This window comes from Halobacillus sp. GSS1 (assembly GCF_017307035.1).
Classification (GTDB): domain Bacteria; phylum Bacillota; class Bacilli; order Bacillales; family Halobacillaceae; genus Halobacillus; species Halobacillus litoralis.
Map to the genome: position 1 here is coordinate 25,698 of NZ_JAFLHE010000001.1, position 16,727 is coordinate 42,424.

The 16,727-nt window shown below is 45.1% G+C and carries 17 protein-coding genes; 11 read left to right on the plus strand and 6 right to left on the minus strand.

Annotated features, from left to right (window positions below):
• Positions 1–48: 48 nt before the first annotated feature.
• The 3 genes from J0K78_RS00155 to J0K78_RS00165 form a co-directional block, all read right to left on the minus strand.
• Complete coding sequence (locus J0K78_RS00155) at positions 49–519, minus strand: YkyB family protein (protein WP_206944906.1); 471 nt, start codon at positions 517–519, stop codon at positions 49–51.
• Positions 520–581: 62 nt separating this feature from the next.
• Positions 582–1,142, minus strand: coding sequence for an SCO family protein (locus J0K78_RS00160; RefSeq protein WP_206944907.1), 561 nt, complete (start codon positions 1,140–1,142; stop codon positions 582–584).
• Between the two features lie 101 nt (positions 1,143–1,243).
• Positions 1,244–2,101, minus strand: a complete 858-nt coding sequence (locus J0K78_RS00165) for a metallophosphoesterase (RefSeq protein ID WP_206944908.1) — start codon at positions 2,099–2,101, stop codon at positions 1,244–1,246.
• Positions 2,102–2,249: 148 nt separating this feature from the next.
• On the opposite strand from J0K78_RS00165, the gene fadH reads away from it, so the two are divergent.
• Both fadH and J0K78_RS00175 read left to right on the plus strand, forming a co-directional pair.
• Positions 2,250–3,017 (plus strand): 2,4-dienoyl-CoA reductase, encoded by a 768-nt coding sequence (gene fadH / locus J0K78_RS00170; protein WP_206944909.1) that lies wholly within the window; start codon positions 2,250–2,252, stop codon positions 3,015–3,017.
• Positions 3,018–3,031: 14 nt separating this feature from the next.
• Positions 3,032–3,226, plus strand: a complete 195-nt coding sequence (locus J0K78_RS00175; protein ID WP_206944910.1) for a DUF2197 domain-containing protein — start codon at positions 3,032–3,034, stop codon at positions 3,224–3,226.
• Between the two features lie 81 nt (positions 3,227–3,307).
• On the opposite strand, the gene J0K78_RS00180 is transcribed toward J0K78_RS00175, so the two are convergent.
• Together J0K78_RS00180 and J0K78_RS00185 are read right to left on the minus strand one after the other, a co-directional pair.
• Positions 3,308–4,768 carry a flavin monoamine oxidase family protein gene (locus J0K78_RS00180; RefSeq protein WP_206944911.1) on the minus strand — a complete coding sequence of 487 codons (1,461 nt, stop codon included), beginning with the start codon at positions 4,766–4,768 and terminating at the stop codon, positions 3,308–3,310.
• A 753-nt stretch (positions 4,769–5,521) separates the two neighbouring features.
• Positions 5,522–6,178 (minus strand): DUF4396 domain-containing protein, encoded by a 657-nt coding sequence (locus tag J0K78_RS00185; protein ID WP_206944912.1) that lies wholly within the window; start codon positions 6,176–6,178, stop codon positions 5,522–5,524.
• 152 nt (positions 6,179–6,330) lie between these two features.
• On the opposite strand from J0K78_RS00185, the gene J0K78_RS00190 reads away from it, so the two are divergent.
• The 4 genes from J0K78_RS00190 (at position 6,331) to J0K78_RS00205 (ending at position 10,340) form a co-directional block, all read left to right on the plus strand.
• Positions 6,331–6,648, plus strand: coding sequence for a metal-sensing transcriptional repressor (locus tag J0K78_RS00190; RefSeq protein WP_206944913.1), 318 nt, complete (start codon positions 6,331–6,333; stop codon positions 6,646–6,648).
• A gap of 12 nt (positions 6,649–6,660) precedes the next feature.
• Positions 6,661–9,063: a heavy metal translocating P-type ATPase gene (locus J0K78_RS00195; protein ID WP_206944914.1), complete on the plus strand. Its 2,403-nt coding sequence runs from the start codon at positions 6,661–6,663 to the stop codon at positions 9,061–9,063.
• Between the two features lie 65 nt (positions 9,064–9,128).
• Positions 9,129–9,329, plus strand: a complete 201-nt coding sequence (locus J0K78_RS00200) for a copper ion binding protein (protein ID WP_206944915.1) — start codon at positions 9,129–9,131, stop codon at positions 9,327–9,329.
• 60 nt (positions 9,330–9,389) lie between these two features.
• On the plus strand, positions 9,390–10,340 hold the full coding sequence (locus tag J0K78_RS00205) for a F510_1955 family glycosylhydrolase (RefSeq protein WP_206944916.1): 951 nt from the start codon (positions 9,390–9,392) through the stop codon (positions 10,338–10,340).
• 111 nt (positions 10,341–10,451) lie between these two features.
• Here the strand turns inward: J0K78_RS00205 and trhA are convergent, their stop codons facing one another.
• Complete coding sequence (gene trhA / locus J0K78_RS00210; protein ID WP_206944917.1) at positions 10,452–11,090, minus strand: PAQR family membrane homeostasis protein TrhA; 639 nt, start codon at positions 11,088–11,090, stop codon at positions 10,452–10,454.
• A 251-nt stretch (positions 11,091–11,341) separates the two neighbouring features.
• Between trhA and cbpB the strand changes: the two genes are divergently transcribed.
• The 5 genes from cbpB (at position 11,342) to J0K78_RS00235 (ending at position 16,702) form a co-directional block, all read left to right on the plus strand.
• The gene (cbpB, locus tag J0K78_RS00215; protein WP_160912893.1) at positions 11,342–11,809 is read left to right on the plus strand and encodes a cyclic-di-AMP-binding protein CbpB; all 468 of its coding nucleotides are present in this window, start codon (positions 11,342–11,344) and stop codon (positions 11,807–11,809) included.
• A gap of 31 nt (positions 11,810–11,840) precedes the next feature.
• A complete protein-coding gene (locus J0K78_RS00220; protein ID WP_370550765.1) occupies positions 11,841–13,349 on the plus strand; it encodes an MDR family MFS transporter in 1,509 nt (502 codons plus the stop codon).
• 60 nt (positions 13,350–13,409) lie between these two features.
• Positions 13,410–14,129, plus strand: a complete 720-nt coding sequence (dapD, locus tag J0K78_RS00225) for a 2,3,4,5-tetrahydropyridine-2,6-dicarboxylate N-acetyltransferase (RefSeq protein ID WP_160912896.1) — start codon at positions 13,410–13,412, stop codon at positions 14,127–14,129.
• Positions 14,130–14,201: 72 nt separating this feature from the next.
• Positions 14,202–15,317, plus strand: a complete 1,116-nt coding sequence (locus J0K78_RS00230) for an N-acetyldiaminopimelate deacetylase (RefSeq protein ID WP_206944918.1) — start codon at positions 14,202–14,204, stop codon at positions 15,315–15,317.
• A gap of 92 nt (positions 15,318–15,409) precedes the next feature.
• The gene (locus tag J0K78_RS00235) at positions 15,410–16,702 is read left to right on the plus strand and encodes a hemolysin family protein (protein ID WP_206944919.1); all 1,293 of its coding nucleotides are present in this window, start codon (positions 15,410–15,412) and stop codon (positions 16,700–16,702) included.
• Positions 16,703–16,727: the final 25 nt, after the last annotated feature.

Sequence of the window (16,727 nt, forward strand, 5' to 3'; positions counted from 1 at the left end):
CTTCTTGTCCATTCCTTATTTTTCAAGAAATGAAACCTCGAAAAGAGTTTACGGGCGCCTTCGCCTGCGCTGGTTCCAAGGAGTGCCTGTAGGCTGGCCGAGCATACTCGGTTGAGAGGTCGTTTGTAAGGAATACGCTGGCTTTTTTGGCTGCTTCCAATCCAAGTAATGATACAGTGTTCGTTTGGCTCTCGACAGCGATAATTTGGGTTTTGGATTCCGGTAGGACTGGTCGACTTTTCCTAAATGCTCCAAATCTTGAAAGTCTTTTTTTGTTGCAGGAACATGGAAATAGTAACCACCAACTTCAATGAGGAGGGTCGAGTGCTGCTGGCTGAATTTCGGATGGTCGGAGAAATGGAGTCCGACCTTTTTGGCGCGGTTTTCATTTAGGAGTTTGTCAATCGTATGTTTCTTAATGTCATACAGATGCCTCGGTTCGGGTGCTGTTTTGGCATGACGATTAACGATGAATAGGGATTCGGCTAATTCACGGTTGGATATTTGGTTGTCTTTCATCTGTGATCTCCTTTCCATCCAAGTATAGCTCTCTTTTTGTCTATTTACAACATTTTACAATATCAGGATTCGTTTTTATATTTTTTTAAATCTTCGACGATTTTCTCGACAGACTCGGCTTTTGTTCCACTGTAAGTTTCTGAGATGTTTCCATCAGGATCGACGAGGAAAAAGCTTGTTCCATGGGCGACCTGGTTGGAATCTTCCATTTTTTTGACGGGTGACTGGAATGATTTAATCGACCATTCTTTCACTTCCTGAAAGGAATAACCTGTAAGAAAGTCCCATTGCTCGTAATTCGGCTGATAGTTTTCGGCAAAAGAAAGCAGTTCTTCCTGGGTATCATTTTCAGGGTCTACACTGACCGAGACGAGCTGAACGTCTAAATTATTCTGTTCCAACTGTGCTTGAAGTCTGGACATATTTCCTGTCATCGGAGGACAGACGGTTTCACAATTGGTGAAAATGAAATCCACGACCCAGTATTCTCCGTCATAGGCTTGTGGTACGGATATTTCTTTTCCGCTTTGATTGACGGCTGATAATTCTCCGACATCCTTTGACGCACAGCCCACCGTAATGGATAGAAGAAAAATGATGCTGATCCATAATCTTAGTTTCATAAGATCCTCCAACTTTCTAAATGTCTTTAGTGTATCACTCCAAATAAAAAAGGACAGACATGTTTTCCATCTGTCACAGAAATGTAAGAGTTCTACTTCATTCATTGCGTAGATATTAAACGAAACACTGAAAATTCTGGCCGGCACATGAAGCGGTAAGGAAGTCTTGTCGTACCGATGCCACGGCTCACATAAAGGTTGAAACCGTTCACTAATGGATAGTGACCTTCGACGAAATGTTCAGCAAAAGGAGGAGTGACAAGGTAGCCGAGAAAAGGCACTTGTACCTGCCCTCCGTGACTGTGACCGGACAATTGGACATCTACGGGGTAGTGTTGGTATTCAAGCGCCACATCCGGCTCATGAACCATTAATAAGGTAAACGAATCGACAGGGACATTTTCAAGTGTCCGTTCTAAGTCAGGCTGACCGAGCATGATGTCGTCGACTCCGGCAAGCGCAAAGGAGGCAGATCCATTTCCAATGAGGGTATGTTCGTTTTGTAAAAGTTGAAAACCGCTCTGGTCCATTACTTCACGGATTTTTTCTGTTCCATAACCGCCATGATCATGATTTCCATAGATCCAATACTTTCCGTGCTTCGCTTCCAGTTTCTTCAGTATTTGAATCAGGCGTGGTGGAAAAGAGTAGGTGTGTGGTTCGTCTACGAGATCTCCTGTAAATAAGATGAGGTCCGCTTGCTCTTTATTAATTTTTTCAACAAGGCGCTCTAAATCATCCAATTCATAATGAAAGCCGACATGCGTATCCGAAAACTGGAGGACTTTGAAATTATGAAAATGACGGGGGATTTTCCCGTGCTCGATTTCGTGCCTGCGGATGGCGAGCATATTCGGTTCCATGTAACGGGCATACGTATAACCGAACGCATTGAGGCCGATCAAAGCTGCAGCACCTGCTAACGTACGTTTAATGAAGGTTCTTCTCGTTATTTTCATGACGTCTCTCCTCTGAATTCTTCCGCCATTATAACATGCGTGACGGAAAGATAACGTCGAATTTTTATACTTTCTTTTGAAAATGAACAGGTATTCAGTTTGTTCTTGTTGAATTACATAAGTAGTCAAGAAGAGGAGGTTTGTACATATGGAAAATCAAGTCGTCATCGTTACAGGTGGTTCCAGTGGAATGGGACTGCATATGGCAAAAAGGTTTGTACAGGAAGGGGCGAAGGTAGCGATTACCGGTCGCAATGTGGAAAGGCTGGAAGAAGCGAAGAAGCAGATTGCAGCCGGAAAAGAAGACCATGTCCTAACCGTGCAGATGGACGTCCGTGAAGTTGAAGATACCGAGCGGATGGTCAAAGAAACCGTGGAGGCTTTCGGGAGGATCGATCATCTCGTCAATAACGCCGCGGGCAACTTCATTGCACCCGCAGAAGAGTTGTCTCCGAACGGATGGAATTCCGTCATCAACATCGTTTTGAATGGCACCTTTTACTGCAGTCAGGCCGTTGGGAAGTATTGGATTGAAAATGAAATCAAAGGATCGATTCTGAATATCGTGGCCACCTACGCTTGGAATGCCGGTGCGGGTGTCATCCATTCCGCTTCTGCTAAGTCTGGCGTGCTTACAATGACACGTACACTCGCAGTGGAATGGGGAACAAAATACGGCATCCGTGCGAATGCCATCGCCCCCGGACCAATCGAACGAACGGGTGGAGCAGAGAAACTGTTTCAATCGGAAAAAGCGGCGCAGCGTACGCTTGCTTCCGTACCTCTCGGCCGCTTAGGAAAGCCGGAGGAAATCGCGGGACTTGCGAAGTTCATTCTCTCAGAAGAAGGGTCTTATATGAATGGAGAAGTCGTCACCCTTGATGGAGGCCAGTGGCTGAACAAATTTCCTTTTTAAAAAGGGGAGAGCGCATGGAAAAGAAGTGTTTCTTTTGTAAAAAGACGTACAAATTAGACCGCTCTGATCCACAATATATGAAAATTAGTAAAAACCCTCAAGCGTCCTATGTGTGCAAGTCTTGTAATCAATCGATGCAGAAAGACGCGCAGACAAGCACCGGACTCAATCCGGATATGATCGATTCTCACGATAAGTTTTTGAGATAGACCGCCCTGGTATTTTGAAATGGGTTCCTGCCGCAGACTCTATATGCATAGGCAGGAACCTTTTTATGAGGAGATATACTTTCATCTTTTGTTTACTTCATTCGCAGCCCGAATGGCAGACTCAATGGCACCTTCTACCCATCCATGGAACGTGGATGTATGTTCACCTGCGAAATGGATTCGTCCTTCTGGTGTATAAAGGCGATCGGCAAAGTCAGTCGCTTGGTTTGGAGCAAATAAAGTAAAACATCCGGCTGAGAATTCATTTTGACTCCAACTGTACGAAGCCCCTTTCGTGAACTCCTCGTACACTCTTTTTCCGAAAATTTTTGATAAACCATAGAGAGCTTCATTAATCCTTTCTCTCTCAGGCAAACTGTTCCACAAATTTGCATTTGCACCCCAACTATAGCTTCCAAGCATCACCTGACGGCCTGGGCTGGGCGAGTAGGTGTACCTTAAAGGAATATCTGTTAAGACATTTCCAATCTTCAATTCCTCCCAAAATCTTGATTTGAATTCAAGGCCGATTTTTACTGATGAAACGTACGATAACTCCTTGATTGCTTTCCACTTCTCAAAAGAAATGGAATCGTAAGGAATGATATCAATGAACTGCATGACAGAATAAGGGACGGTGACAATCACATAATCTCCTTTGAAATATTCGTATTCATAGGTGTTCCGGTTGATGGCGACAACTCTGACTCCATCGTTTTCCTGGAAGATTTGCTGTACTTTCCTTTTGTATAAGATGTTGGGGCTTAAATCAGGAAGGAACGCTTCCGGCAGCAAATCATTTCCTCCTGTAATTTCATAGAATTTTAGGTCTGGATTAAACACGGTCCGTACAATATCCAACAAGATATCGACAAAGGACAGTTCAGGAAAACCTTCAATTCCCAACAATACTTTGACCTTTCTTATCGCTCCTTCAGATAAGGAAACCCCTAAGGGATTAAAGCGGAGAAATCCTTCAAATGAATACCGGTCAAACTTTCTTCTTAAGCGCTCTTTTTCTGCGGGGGAGGCGTTCTCATATAAATCCAGGTAAGGCTGAACAGCGAGCGAGAGCAATTCTTTCGCCGTTTTTCCTTGCTCTTCAGGCGCCAATGGAAATTTAAGCACATTGGGGTTTTGGGTGTATGTCGTACTTGTGCTCTGGACACCATTGACGAAATAGAGGTCATTTTCGTTATTGAATTGATTGATGGGTAAATCGAACTTTCGAATGTAGGCGAAGATCAGCTCATGGATGTTCGGAAATCGCATAGCCCCGACATCCAGGTACTGCCCTTCTGAAAAAGGTTTTCTTAGCGTGTAGATTCTTCCACCGACCCGATCATTGCCTTCGATGATCTTTACCGTATGTCCCGCTTGTTTCAATAAGGAAGCAGAAACCAAGCCGGCCATGCCTGCTCCGACGATGACCACTTTTTTCGGTGGACCATTCAAAACAGGCAATCCATCCTGAATGATGGAAAGCATGTCCTTCGGGTAACTTAACTCTCCGTAACTGTGAATATCTACGCGTTTACTCATTCTAACCTCCCCCTCATCGTATATCTTACGATGGAGGAAGTAAGGAAATTCCAGAATAGTAGAATCTATTAAGGACTTGCATGGGGAGCGGGGAGAGTGGAAGAGATAGGATAACCCTCATTCATAATAATGGGAGTGAGAGTTCAATTCCTAAGCATTCATAAAAATGAGTGGACGTGTTTCTGTGCCTGGTGAAAATTACCTCTATAGTTACTCCGGGCTTGCTGTTAAGCTGATTTAAAGAATGGAGTATTCTTACATAGAAAGTAGGGGTAGGATTTTTCCGGAGGCAGAAAGTGTGGCTCAAGTGAATTTTTATACTTTCATTGCTACAATGGTTTATCTATTTTGTGTTTCGGCATTAGTCTTTCATATTTTTTATAAGATCGCGATGATCTCCCCTCACAAAGGTATGAAAAATTTCTTCTTATTTTTGATGAGTTTACTGCTGAGAATACCTTTCAAGCCAGTTGAAGATGTCGTACGCACGACAATATCATTTGAGGTCATTTGGAGAGAAGTAAGAAAAGACGTGTGGATCGTTTTTTTCGTTACTCTTTGGTATGTTTCAGGTCTTTATTTTGCTGACACACAAATAAAAGATTTTAAAGGTCCATAAAAGATCAAAAGCTTTCAAACCCAGCCGCCTACTTGTACAGAAAAGTGTATAGGTAACCGTTTCAAAGGGTTGGGTTTCTGAACAATGTGTAAGAAAGGCTGAGGAAAATTATTCCTCAGCCTTTCTTACTTTTATTACATTTCTTCCTTTATTCCTTTTCTCACCAATACCCAGTTTGCCGGGTAACTAGTAAGGAAGCCGAGAATCATTGCAATCTGCATCATGAACCAATAGGTAGCTTCATTAGGCTTGGGCGGCTCCTGGAAAAGGAAGAAGTGGACGATAGCCATCCACCCGAACATCCCCACTTCAAAAGCGATCAATGATAACGAGTCGGCTTTAATGGCAGCCCAGACGGCGCCTTTTTTTCCGAGATCTTCATTCATCGGATAAATCGCATAAAACTGAAAAAGGATGCCGAATAAGTATGCCAGGATAAATTCAACCGTGTAGTGGGCAAATAGCGTGGACCCCGCAATCATCATGCCCGTCAAAGCGACAATGGGTACACCGACCGCATCACCGAGGGTACAGCCTGCTGAACAGTGGCTCGTGGAGACGAACACTTTGGCAGGTCTGCCGCGGCGATCCTCTTTATCATTATCCTTACTTTTCAAACGTCCCCACTTAAAGTATGTCCATAAGGCTAAAGGGCCCATGAACCATCCATTGATCGGCCAGACGACATTCATGATCTTCATCATTTGAGGGTGTCTCAGGACATCGATGGTAATAATAAGAGAACATAAAAGCCCAAACGCAAGAGCGATCACAGAAATCGTAGACAACATTCCAATCACCTCTGTACTTTTTTACGTTTAAATATCTATACCCTCAGGTAGTAAATAAATAAACGCGAAAAATATATAGAATTAATAAGCTTAATTTGTTGACTATTATACCCATACCCGGTATATAATATTAACCAAAGGAGGCGGTGGATATGTCAGAGGGTATTCTCCCCGAAGATAGCGGTAAACAGCCGGCAAAGCCGAGAACAGAAGATGAAAAGGTGGCCGTTTTGAATCGTTTGAAACGAATCGAAGGCCAGGTTCGCGGTATTCAGAAAATGGTGGAAGATGATCGTTACTGTGTAGACATTCTTGTACAGATATCAGCGATCAATAACGCTTTGAATAAAGTCGGATACAACTTGCTGGAGCGTCATACCCATCATTGCGTCAAAGATGCTATTCAAAAAGGCAATGGCGATGAAGCGATTGATGAATTGATGAAAGTCGTCCAACAGTTTTCGAAATAAGGGGGTGTAAAGATGGCTGATCAGAAGCAGATGAATATAGGAGTCACTGGAATGACCTGTTCTGCCTGCTCCACCCGAATTGAAAAAGTCCTCAACAAAATGGATGGAGTGGAAGCCAACGTCAATCTTGCGATGGAAAAGGCGAATGTACACTATGATGATTCAAAAGTACAGCCGGAGGATATCGAAGCCAAGATCGAAAAACTTGGCTATGGCGTTCAGAAAGAACGTGTAGAGCTGGATATTCAAGGGATGACCTGTTCTGCCTGTTCTACAAGGATCCAGAAAGTGTTGTCCAAAACAAGTGGGGTAAGTGAAGCGAATATTAATTTAGCAACAGAAGCAGGGGTTATCGAATACAACCCAAATACCCTCACCGTCGATGACATTATTGGGAAAGTAGAGAAGCTAGGCTACCATGCGGTGACGAAGCAGAACCGGGAAGAACAAAAAGAGCAGAAGGAAGAAGAAATCCAAGCGAAAAAACGGAAGCTTTGGATATCAGCTCTGTTATCTTTTCCTCTCCTTTACACGATGATTGGTCACCTACCGTGGGATATTGGTCTTCCTGTGCCCATGTGGCTGATGAATCCGTGGTTCCAATTCCTGCTTGCCACACCTGTCCAATTTTATATCGGCGGCCAGTTTTATAAAGGAGCTTACCGGGCACTCTCTAATAAAAGTGCCAACATGGATGTCCTTGTTGCGCTTGGAACTTCAGCCGCCTATTTTTACAGTTTGGTTGAAGCGGTCCGGTGGCAGTTGAATCCATCGATTACGCCTGAGCTTTATTTTGAAACAAGTGCCGTCCTGATCACCCTCATCCTCGTAGGGAAACTTTTTGAAGCACTCGCTAAAGGCCGGACGACAGCTGCACTGACAAAATTGTTAAATCTTCAGGCAAAAGAAGCGACCGTCATTCGCGAAGGGAAAGAAGAAAAAGTTCCTGTTGATGAGGTACAGGTCGGCGATGACATCCTCGTCAAACCTGGGGAGAAAATCCCCGTCGACGGTACGGTTGTCAACGGCATTACCTCTGTTGATGAATCGATGATCACAGGAGAATCCATCCCTGTCGATAAACAAGAAGGCGAACCTGTCATTGGTTCAACGATCAACAAAAATGGAACCATCACAATGAAAGCAGAAAAGGTAGGAAAAGATACGGCTCTATCCGGCATCGTTAAAATTGTAGAAGAGGCGCAAGGATCGAAAGCGCCGATTCAAAGAACCGCCGATCAGATATCCGGGATTTTCGTACCGATTGTCGTCGGTATTGCAATACTGACATTCCTTGTGTGGTTCCTGATCGTCTCTCCAGGAGAATGGCCGCCCGCCTTGGAAGCTGCCATTGCCGTGCTAGTCATTGCCTGCCCATGTGCGCTTGGTCTGGCTACTCCGACTTCGATCATGGTCGGTACAGGAAAAGGAGCCGAACAGGGGATTTTGTTCAAGGGCGGGGAATATCTCGAAGGCACCCACCGCTTGACGACGATTTTATTAGATAAAACAGGCACGGTCACAAAAGGGAAGCCGGAAGTGACCGACTTTGTAGCTTTTGAGGAGGAGGAAACGTTACTGCCTCTAGTCGTGGCTGCAGAAAAATCTTCTGAACACCCATTGGCAGAAGCCATTGTCCATTACGGAGAGGAACAGGGTGTGAATAAGTCAGCCGCTGTCGAGTTCGAAGCGATTCCCGGGCATGGAATTAAAGCTGTAGTGGATGACGACCGGGTCTATATTGGAACAAGAAAATTAATGCAGCGTGAAAACATCGATTATGGTTTGTATGAAGAGCCCCTGGTTACACTGGAACAACAAGGGAAAACCGCGATGTTCATTGCTGTCGAAGGTGAATTGAAAGGCTACATCGCTGTCGCAGATACAGTCAAAGAAACCTCCAGACAAGCGATTGCTGATTTGAAAGATATTGGTCTGACCGTTTATATGGTCACAGGAGACAATAAACGTACGGCCGACGCGATTGCTAAAGAAGTCGGAATCGATGGAGTCTTTGCAGAGGTTCTTCCTGAGCAGAAGGCTGAAAAAGTGAAAGAGCTGCAGAAACAGGGAGAAAAGGTTGCCATGGTTGGAGACGGGATCAATGATGCTCCTTCCCTCGCTACGGCTGATATCGGAATCGCAATCGGGACTGGATCGGATGTTGCGATTGAAACAGCAGATATTACCCTTGTCGGTGGAGACCTTGCTCATTTGAGTCAGGCCATCCGATTGAGCAGAAAGACGATGCGCAACATCCGTCAAAACCTTTTCTGGGCACTTGCATACAACTCTGCAGGTATCCCTGTCGCTGCCATCGGTCTTCTCGCTCCATGGGTAGCCGGGGCAGCTATGGCCTTCAGCTCTGTAAGTGTCGTCACGAACTCACTAAGACTGAAGCGGGCTAAAATATAAGATGAATCAGGGCTTTATTCTAATTTCCAAGCAGGTAAGCTTAAAAAAATGAAAGGGTGTTGAAGATGGAAACAACATTGAAAGTAGAAGGAATGACATGTGGACACTGCAAGAGTGCGGTTGAAGGAGCGTTGAAAGAAGTGGATGGCGTAAGTGGTGTCGACGTCGATCTTGAGACAGGAAATGTAAAAGTATCTCATTCAGAAACCGCTAATAAAGTGGAAATGAGAGAAGCTGTCGAAGAACAAGGCTATGATGTGGTATAGCACATTCCACCCCCAGGTATGAAGCTGCCTGGGGGGGGTTTTAAAAAGAGGTGAGCGAACATGGGAAACGTTAAAAAAACAGCACTGAGTTTACTTTTAGCTTCCACTTTTCTTGGTGCCTGCAGTCAGGAAGTGGAAGAGGAAGCTGCAGACCCTAAAAATAGCAAAGAAGATAAAGTAGAGAAACTGGAATACTTACAATCCTTTCAAGGAAACCTCGGCCATGTCCACGGCCTTGGTGTGATGGAAGAAGGATTCGCATTTGCGGCACACACAGGCATCAAGATCTATCAGCAGGGGGAATGGAAAGAAGCGGTTTATCATCCTCATGATTACATGGGCTTTCAGGTGAGAGAGGACGGATTCCTTTCTTCCGGACACCCGATCCCTTCCAGTGATATTAAAAATCCACTGGGGCTTCAAAAAGGAAAAGTTTCGGAAGAGAGTTTAGAAGCTCTTGCTTTTGATGGAGAAAGTGACTTTCATGTAATGGGAGCAGGATTTGCCAATGAGACGGTTTACGTGTTTAATGAGCAGCCGAATTCTCAGTTGGATCAAGGATTTTACAGGAGTACAGATCTTGGCGCGACATGGGAGTCTATTCTAGCGGAAGGCATCGAGGGCGGTGTTTTCCAAATGGCCGTCCATCCCACGAATGGTGAAACCGTCGCCATTGCCACAGATTCTGGGGTCTTCCTAAGTGGAAATGGTGGAAAGAGCTTTGAAAAGATTTCTGAGGCTGGACAAGGTGGCGGCTTGTACTTTAACGAAGACGAATTATTTTATGGGTTATACAACGGTAATGGAGAAGCGACAATGACCTCTTATTTAATAGGTGAATCCGGCACATCAGAAGTTCCACTTCCAGACATGAAAGAAGATGCGGTCATGTATTTTACAAAGACGGAAAATAAAATGGCCTTTTATACCTTTAATGGCTCTGCCTTTGTCTCTGAAGATGGAGGAGAGAACTGGAAGAAGATTGTAGAAGAAGGGGAAACCGTTTCGTAAGAATAGAACTCCAATGGGAACCCATTGGAGTTTTTTTATTGCTTGTAAGAGGGTGAAAGCGAGGGTTTCTGCAAAAAAAAGACTCGCAGGAGGGACCTTGCGAGTCTTGAATCAGCCGATAATATAGAAGAAAATTGAGAAAAAGTGTAGGATCGAACCGCCGAGTACGAACAAATGCCAGACCATGTGATGATATTTAAAGCTTCGCCAGACGTAAAAAATCGATCCGATGGAATACATGACGCCCCCGACGACGAGATAAGTGATTCCTGCTGCAGGGACTTCCGCTGTCAATGGACCCCAGGCAAGAACAATCAACCAGCCCATCAGTACATAGAAGACCGTGGACATCACGACAAACCTTTTGACAAAAAACACCTTGAAAATGATTCCAAGAATGGCCATTCCCCAAACGATACCGAATAATGTCCATCCGAGCGTGCTTCGTAACGGGACGAGCATTATCGGTGTGTATGTTCCGGCAATAAAGAGATAGATGGCGGAATGGTCGAAGATCTCAAACAAATCCTTGGCACGGCCCGGTGGAAAACTGTGGACGAGGGTGGACGACACGTACAAGATGAGCATCGTGACCCCGTAGATCGTCACACTGGTGATATGCCAGGCATTACCGCCGATACTTGCGAACACGATGAGCAGGACGAGCATCGCGATGCTTAAGATGGCGCCGATGCCATGGGTGATGGCATTCGCGATTTCTTCACGCTTTGTAAAAGTGTGTGTGAGCAAATTTTTTCAACTCCAATTTAGTGAACTGTCTTCATTATACGACGGTTTCATTTTTTTATAAAGACTGGACGCTTAAACAGGTTTATACAGAATAGAATTGGGGGTACTAGATAGTCGGAAGAATGCTAGAGAGAGAATTGTCGGATATTGCGTTCGTGCTTTGGGAGAAATTGTGTTAGAATATGTAATGGTCTTAAGAGCGTCTCTTTCTGCTCCTTCAATGTTCAGGAAAAAGAGGAGTGAACAAGAACATGGTTAGTTTAGAAAAAGAAGCATTGAGGATCCCACTCGTTTCAGAACTTATGATTCCAGCTGAGAAAGTAGCTCATGTGCAGATTGGTAACCCGCTTGAACATGCGCTTTTGGTCTTAGTAAAGTCTGGTTATTCTGCGGTGCCTGTACTGGATCCTACCTTTAAATTTCAAGGAGTCATCAGCAAAACAAAAATCTTGGAAGAAACGTTGGGAATTGAACAATTTGAATTAAACCGATTATCTGAAATGACTGTCAGTGAAGTGATGGATGATGAAGTGCCTTGTCTGCAGCTTAGTGACAATATGATTGATGCAATGCACAAGCTTATTGACTATCCTTTTGTCTGTGTGACGAACCCTCAGGGGGAATTCGATGGGATTGTGACACGTCGGACAATCCTTAAACAATTCAGCAAGCACTATCATGAAACCTTTAAACATACAATGGTAGAAGCAGGTAAATAAAACGATTATGATAGAATAGGTGGCATCTGAGATGTCATCTATTTTTGTATTGAAGGTGATTGTACATATGAAGAAAGATAAACAAAATCGGGGTCTGGTGCTCGCATCGATCATGCTTGCCATGTTCCTCGCAGCCATTGAAGCGACCATCGTTTCAACGGCGATGCCAAGTATCGTAGCAGATCTTGGAGGGTTCAGCTTATACAGCTGGGTGTTTTCTGCCTATCTTCTAACAAATGCTGCGACCGTCCTGCTTTTCGGACGATTAGCAGATGTCTTCGGTCGGAAACCGATCTTCATGCTCGGAATCAGCCTGTTTCTATGTGGGGCTGTTCTTTGCGCTCTTGCTCCTTCTATGAATGTTCTGATCGGAGCAAGACTCGTTCAGGGGCTCGGGGCTGGAGCTTTGATGCCGATTGCGACAACGATTGTCGGTGATATTTATACAAAGGAAGAGCGTGCAAAGATCCAGGGGTATTTATCGAGCGTCTGGGGCATATCAGCGGTAACAGGACCTGCGCTGGGCGGATTCTTTGTGGATTTTCTCTTCTGGCCGTATGTGTTCTGGATGAACGTCCCGCTCGGTCTCCTTGCCCTTTTCGGTATTCTCTTTTTCTTTAAGGAAGAGGTTTCTAAAGAAAAGAGGAATGTGGATGTGGCGGGTTCTATGTGGGTGGTACTCACGGTTAGTACATTGATGATCATCCTTGTAGAAGGCGGGGTAGGAATTGATTGGAAGTCCTGGACGATGCTCTCCATGATTGTCGTTGCGTCAATTGGAGCACTGGCGTTTTTCTTTCATGAAAGAAAAACGGATGATCCTATGATGCCGATGGATTTATGGCACATTCGGTCCATCCGCTATGCCAACCTCACCTCACTTACGACCGGAATGATCCTTATTGGGGTGAGCAGCTATTTACCAGCCTTCGTACAGGGGGTGATGGAGCAATCGGCGACCGTTGCCGGCTTTACGTTGACGACAATGTCGATCGGGTGGCCGATCGCAGCAACCGTCGCGGGGCGCTTGATCTTGAAAATCGGCTTTCGCCCAACCTCGATCCTTGGTGGAGTATCGCTCATCGTCGGAGGGGTCATCTTCTCCCTGCTCAGTCCGGAGAAAGGACCCTGGTTTGCCGCCATGGGATCGTTATTCATCGGGATTGGCATGGGGTTATCCTCGACCTCTTTTATCGTATCGATTCAGAACAGTGTCGATTGGAAAAAACGAGGCATTGCGACAGCCACCAATATGTTCATGCGTACGATTGGGAGTGCTGTTGGAGCGGCTTTGCTTGGAGGAATATTGAACAGTCAGGTGGCAGACGCGATTGAGAATTCAAGTCTTCCTGCTTCTTTCAGTGTTGATTCAGCCAATTCGCTGCTTAGAGAGGAAACGAGGGAGCAGCTGAGCGAGGAAGCTCTTCTTGTTTTGCAGGATGGCCTGACTTCAGGGTTACACTTCGTCTACATGGGATTGCTCATACTTGCGGTCATTAGTTTTCTACTAATTCTCAGAATTCCAAAAAAAGAAGATTGAAAAAGTCATGGACCCTTTGATAAAGTAAAGGATGAAAGATACATAAAGGAGGAATTACTCATGAAACAGATGGACGCAAATGAAATCATTTCATTCATTTCAAATAGTGAAAAATCAACACCTGTCAAAGTTTACTTGAAAGGTGAAAATTTAGAAAAAATCGAATTTGGTGAACAAGTGCAGGATTTCATCACAGGCCAATCTGGTGTTATCTTCGGGGAATGGAAAGTGATCCAGCCGATTCTCGAAAAATATGAAAATGAAATCGAAGACTATGTGCTTGAGAACGACCGTCGTAATTCGGCCATTCCTTTGCTTGACTTGAAAAAAGTCAATGCCCGCATTGAGCCGGGTGCTGTCATTCGTGATCAGGTTGAAATCGGAGACGGAGCGGTGATCATGCTCGGAGCGATGATCAACATCGGTTCTGTCGTCGGTGAAGGAACGATGATCGATATGAACGTTGTCCTTGGCGGCCGTGCAACGGTCGGAAAGAACTGCCACATCGGAGCAGGCGCAGTCCTTGCAGGAGTCATCGAGCCACCTTCCGCAAAGCCGGTTGTGATTGAGGATGGTGTCGTCATCGGTGCGAACGCTGTCGTTCTTGAAGGGGTAACCGTCGGTGAAGGAGCAGTCGTCGCTGCTGGAGCGATTGTAACAGAAGATGTTCCAGCCAACACTCTTGTTGCCGGAACACCTGCGAAACAGATCAAAAAAATCGACGATCAGACGAAGTCGAAGACTGAAATCATGCAGGCCCTTCGTAAACTGGATAACTAATTTTCTCAATCGAACAATAGAAGGAAGGGCCTTGCTCCTGGAGCAGGGCCCTTCGTATAGGGAGGGATTTTTTTGAATCAGGAAGCATTGAGTGAAATCCGGAGAGAGCTGCATCAGATTCCTGAACTCGGCTTTAGAGAATACAAAACCCAGCAGTATTTATTGGATTATATCAACAAGTTACCTCAAAAAGCTTTGACGATCGAAACGTGGCGTACAGGAATTTTTGTACGGGTCAAAGGGAAAGTCGGCACAAAAACGATTGGCTACCGTGCTGACATCGATGGACTTCCCCTGACGGAAGAGACAGGGTATGAGTTCCAATCGACCCATGATGGACGTATGCATGCCTGTGGCCATGATTTTCACATGACCATCGCGCTTGGAGCTTTGACGAAGCTCGCTTGTAATCCGGCCGATGATGATATCATCTTCTTATTTCAACCCGCAGAAGAAGGTCCGGGCGGAGCCGAACCGATGCTGCAGTCGGAAGCCATGGAAAGGTACCGGCCTGACGTGATCTTCGGATTGCACGTGGCGCCGGATCTTCCGGTCGGTTCTGTTTCTTCAAAGCCAGGATTATTGTTTGCGAATACGAGTGAACTGTTCATCGATTTCAAAGGTGTAGGAGGGCACGCAGCCTTTCCTCATCTGACTCACGATATGGTCGTCACAGCCAGTTCATTCGTTTCCCACTTGCAGCAAATCATCGCTCGCCGAGTCGATCCGTTGGATAGTGCAGTCATCACTATCGGAAAAATTGAAGCGGGAACGGTACAGAATATTATTGCACAGGCTGCCCGTTTAGAAGGCACGATCCGGACTTTGTCTCCAGAAGCTATGCAAAAGGTTAAAGGGGAGATCGAGAAGGTAGCCCGCGGTTTTGAGATCGCTAATGACTGTAGTATCCACATCGATTACGGAGCCAATTATCACCAGGTGTTCAACGATGCGGAGCAAGTGCATCGGTTTGAGCAGCTGGTGAAAGAGACGGAATATCAGTACAAGGAAGCCAACATGGCGATGACCGGTGAAGATTTCGGTTATATGGTTAAAGAGATTCCAGGGTTTATGTTCTGGCTTGGCGTCGAATCTAAAGCAGGTCTTCATCAATCGACATTGAAACCTAAGGAAGAAGCACTTCCTGTAGGTGTTCATATCGTTGAAAAAACCCTGCGGGAACTTTAAATCGCGCATAGGTTGGCCATTCCAGTTAACAATAGAAGGTAGATGAGAGAAGGAGGAGAATTCCTCCTTCTTTTTTATAAGGAGTGGCCCTGATGGAAACAACGATTAAATTGACCGCCGTAGCCATTTTGATTCTACTCACTGCTTTTTTTGTAGCCAGTGAATTTGCCATCGTAAAGGTTAGAAAAACAAGGCTGGAAGCAAAGGCAGCGGAAGGTCACAAAAAAGCCGAGAACGCGATACGTGTTGTCAGTGACCTCGACTATTACCTCAGTGCTTGTCAACTAGGCATTACGATTACTGCGCTTGGGCTTGGTTGGTTGGGTGAGCCCACACTGGAAGTTTTGTTAAGACCTTTGTTTGATAGAATCGCTTTACCGGAGGGCATCACCCACACGCTTTCCTTTGCGATCGCCTTCTTTGTCATTACCTTCTTACACGTCGTCCTCGGAGAGCTTGCACCTAAAACGATGGCGATTCAGAAGGCAGAAAGTATCACTCTGCTTTTATCGAGACCGCTCATGCTATACAGCAAATTGATGTATCCGCTCATTTGGCTGTTGAACGGATCTGCCAATATTTTTGTACGCATGTTCGGGTTTCAGACCGCTCGGGAATCCGATGAAGTTCATTCAGAAGAAGAATTGAGACACATCCTTACGAAAAGCTATCAAAAAGGGGAAATCAACCGCTCCGAGTACACGTATGTCGATCGCATCTTTGAATTCGATAATCGTACAGCGAAAGAAATCATGATCCCGCGTACAGAAATGGCCGTCCTCGATGCCAGACAGTCGGTGACGAACGCTGTAAGGGAAGTGAAGCATAACCGCTATACCCGCTATCCGGTAATTGAAAGAAGCAAAGATGAAATCATCGGCATCATTCATATGAAAGAACTGCTCTATGATGATGCAGAAAATCAGAGTACGCTCCGTCCGTTTTTACGGCCGGTCATGAAAGTCTTTGAAAATATCCCCATCCACGATCTGCTTGTCAAAATGCAGAAAGACCACACACATATGGCCGTGCTTATTGATGAGTATGGGGGGACATCCGGCATTGTGACTGTGGAAGATATCCTTGAGGAAATTGTAGGGGAAATAAGGGATGAATTCGATGCAGAAGAAGAACGGGATATTAAGCGGCTGAAAAACGGACACTTTCTAATCGAAGGGAAAACGGCCATCCAGGACATCAATGATTTCTTTGATATTCAATTGGATCATATGGATATTGATACGATCTCAGGATGGATGTACACGAAAGACTTTGAAGCTAAAGAGGGGACCATTGTCGAAGGAGAAGGGTATCGATTTAAGATTGTTGATCTAGTGAAAGGACAAATTAAGAAAGTGGAAATGTGGAAAGAAGAATCAAAATAACCCGACCTCTCATGGTCGGGTTATT